Origin of the sequence: Duganella sp. HH101 (assembly GCF_001758795.1) — a bacterium.
Lineage (GTDB): Bacteria > Pseudomonadota > Gammaproteobacteria > Burkholderiales > Burkholderiaceae_D > Rugamonas > Rugamonas rivuli.
The window spans coordinates 1-3,220 of sequence record NZ_LRON01000061.1; the positions used below are offsets into that span (position 1 = coordinate 1).

Below are 3,220 nucleotides of genomic sequence, written 5' to 3' on the forward strand. Positions count from 1 at the left end.
CTGACGGTGCAGGCGATCGCCGGCGCCGCCGCCGGCGCCTGCGCCACCTCGGCCCGCAAGCGCTCGGCCACCGCCAGCGCGGCGCCCTGGTCGACGCCCGGCAGCAGCAGCGCGAACTCCTCGCCGCCGAGGCGGGCGACCACATCGACCTCGCGGCACAGCCGCTGCATGGTGGCGGCCAGGCGGCGCAGCACCGCGTCGCCGGCCGGATGGCCGTGGGCGTCGTTGATGCGCTTGAAGTGATCGGCGTCCACCATCAGCAGCGACAGCGGGCGGCGCGACTGCTGGCGGCGCGCCAGCTCCAGTTCCGCCGCCTCGAAGAAGGCGCGCCGGTTGGACAGCCCGGTCAGGTGGTCGCAATAGGTGGCCCGGCGCAGGTTTTCGCTGATGTCGCGCTTGTCGGAAATATCGCGAATAATCATGCAGTAGGCGGACTCCTCGGCGCCGGACTCGCCTACGCGCCCCGGCAACGGCGAGATCAGCGCGCTGCCCCAGAACTGGCTGCCGTCGGCGCGCCGCCGCCAGCCCTCGTCCAGCGTCCAGCCGTTGCGGTCGGCGTCGCGCAGGCGCTCCAGCTGCTGCTCCGGGGTGCTGGCGCCGGCCGGATCGAACAGCGCATACGGCCGTCCCTCGACCGCCCCCGCCGGGTATCCAGTGACCCGGCCGATGCTGTCGTTCCAGCTGTCGATACGGCCGCAGCTATCAAGCCCGACCAGGGCATAGTCGGCGATGTTGGTCATGATGGCGTTCAGCCAGGCGTCGGTCTTGCGCAACTGGCGCTCGCGCAGGTCTTGCTGGGTGATATCGCTGAGCACCGCCATCAGGCGCGCATTGTCCAGCTTGAGCATGCTCAGCGACAGCACCTGCGGACCGCTGCCGGCCGCGTCGGCGCGCAGGTACAGCCGCGCGGCGTCGCAGATCTGGCCGTACGGCGCCGCAAAGTCCCGGCACAGCAGACGCAGGTCCGGCGCCACCGGCGCCAGCGCGTCGAACAGATTGGTCAGGCCGCCGTCGCTCGACAGCGGCATCAGCAACTGCGCCGACAAGGGGTTGAGCATCAGGATCGCGCCATCGGCCGCCAGTTGCACCAGCCCCACCGGCGCCATGTAGAGAAATTGCAGCAGCGCCTCGTGTTCCTGCGCGTCCGGCACCCCGGTCAGGCTGCTCATAAGCGCTGCACCAGCACATAGGCCAGCGCGTCGCGCGGCGCCGACAGCAGCCGCAGGTGCACCCTGGTGGGGCGCATGCGCAGCGTCAGCACATAGGGCATCGTTTCGTCGAGCGCGACGCCGGCGTCGCGGGCGTCGATGAAACGCTGCGCCACCAGGAAGTTGTTCATGCACGGCGCCACCACCGTGAACAAGTCCTGCTGCAGCACCCGCTCGACGCCCAGGCCGGCGGCCTGCGATTCGAAGCGGTTGTAGCGCCGCACCTTGCCGTCCTGGTCGAAACCGATGACGCCGAAGCCCAGGCTGTCGAGGGCGCTGTCGTCCATTTGCGCCAGCAGCGCGGCCATGCCGGGCTGGTCGAACTCGAATTGCTGCATGGTGATTCCTTTGCATGTTGCCGCGTCCCCCTCGGGCCGCCGGCCTTACCTCAACAGGGCGGCGCGCCGCCCTGTTGAGGTAAGGCCGGCGGCCCGAGGGGGACGCGGCAACATGCAAAGGAATCACCATGCAGCAATTCGAGTTCGACCAGCCCGGCATGGCCGCGCTGCTGGCGCAAATGGACGACAGCGCCCTCGACAGCCTGGGCTTCGGCGTCATCGGTTTCGACCAGGACGGCAAGGTGCGGCGCTACAACCGCTTCGAATCGCAGGCCGCCGGCCTGGGCGTCGAGCGGGTGCTGCAGCAGGACTTGTTCACGGTGGTGGCGCCGTGCATGAACAACTTCCTGGTGGCGCAGCGTTTCATCGACGCCCGCGACGCCGGCGTCGCGCTCGACGAAACGATGCCCTATGTGCTGACGCTGCGCATGCGCCCCACCAGGGTGCACCTGCGGCTGCTGTCGGCGCCGCGCGACGCGCTGGCCTATGTGCTGGTGCAGCGCTTATGAGCAGCCTGACCGGGGTGCCGGACGCGCAGGAACACGAGGCGCTGCTGCAATTTCTCTACATGGCGCCGGTGGGGCTGGTGCAACTGGCGGCCGATGGCGCGATCCTGATGCTCAACCCCTTGTCGGCGCAGTTGCTGATGCCGCTGTCGAGCGACGGCGGCCTGACCAATCTGTTCGACGCGCTGGCGCCGGTGGCGCCGGACCTGCGTCTGCTGTGCCGGGACTTTGCGGCGCCGTACGGCCAGATCTGCGACGCCGCGCGGCTGTACCTGCGCGCCGACGCGGCCGGCAGCGGTCCGCAGGTGCTGTCGCTGAGCATGCTCAAGCTGGACAATGCGCGCCTGATGGCGGTGCTCAGCGATATCACCCAGCAAGACCTGCGCGAGCGCCAGTTGCGCAAGACCGACGCCTGGCTGAACGCCATCATGACCAACATCGCCGACTATGCCCTGGTCGGGCTTGATAGCTGCGGCCGTATCGACAGCTGGAACGACAGCATCGGCCGGGTCACTGGATACCCGGCGGGGGCGGTCGAGGGACGGCCGTATGCGCTGTTCGATCCGGCCGGCGCCAGCACCCCGGAGCAGCAGCTGGAGCGCCTGCGCGACGCCGACCGCAACGGCTGGACGCTGGACGAGGGCTGGCGGCGGCGCGCCGACGGCAGCCAGTTCTGGGGCAGCGCGCTGATCTCGCCGTTGCCGGGGCGCGTAGGCGAGTCCGGCGCCGAGGAGTCCGCCTACTGCATGATTATTCGCGATATTTCCGACAAGCGCGACATCAGCGAAAACCTGCGCCGGGCCACCTATTGCGACCACCTGACCGGGCTGTCCAACCGGCGCGCCTTCTTCGAGGCGGCGGAACTGGAGCTGGCGCGCCGCCAGCAGTCGCGCCGCCCGCTGTCGCTGCTGATGGTGGACGCCGATCACTTCAAGCGCATCAACGACGCCCACGGCCATCCGGCCGGCGACGCGGTGCTGCGCCGCCTGGCCGCCACCATGCAGCGGCTGTGCCGCGAGGTCGATGTGGTCGCCCGCCTCGGCGGCGAGGAGTTCGCGCTGCTGCTGCCGGGCGTCGACCAGGGCGCCGCGCTGGCGGTGGCCGAGCGCTTGCGGGCCGAGGTGGCGCAGGCGCCGGCGGCGGCGCCGGCGATCGCCTGCACCGTCAG

At 70.1% G+C, this 3,220-nt stretch carries 4 protein-coding genes; 2 read left to right on the plus strand and 2 right to left on the minus strand.

What is annotated here, in order from left to right; all coding sequences use genetic code 11:
* Together DUGA2_RS32270 and DUGA2_RS32265 are read right to left on the minus strand one after the other, a co-directional pair.
* On the minus strand, positions 1-1,169 hold a 1,169-nt coding region (locus DUGA2_RS32270), incomplete at its 3' end, for a sensor domain-containing diguanylate cyclase (protein ID WP_070273338.1).
* Positions 1,166-1,546, minus strand: a complete 381-nt coding sequence (locus DUGA2_RS32265) for a phosphonate transporter (RefSeq protein ID WP_070273339.1) — start codon at positions 1,544-1,546, stop codon at positions 1,166-1,168. The genes DUGA2_RS32265 and DUGA2_RS32270, both read right to left, overlap by 4 nt.
* A gap of 128 nt (positions 1,547-1,674) precedes the next feature.
* On the opposite strand from DUGA2_RS32265, the gene DUGA2_RS32260 reads away from it, so the two are divergent.
* Together DUGA2_RS32260 and DUGA2_RS32255 are read left to right on the plus strand one after the other, a co-directional pair.
* Positions 1,675-2,055: a phosphonate transporter gene (locus DUGA2_RS32260; protein ID WP_070273339.1), complete on the plus strand. Its 381-nt coding sequence runs from the start codon at positions 1,675-1,677 to the stop codon at positions 2,053-2,055.
* Positions 2,052-3,220: sensor domain-containing diguanylate cyclase (locus tag DUGA2_RS32255; RefSeq protein WP_070273338.1), on the plus strand; the 1,169-nt coding region annotated here is incomplete at its 3' end. The genes DUGA2_RS32260 and DUGA2_RS32255, both read left to right, overlap by 4 nt.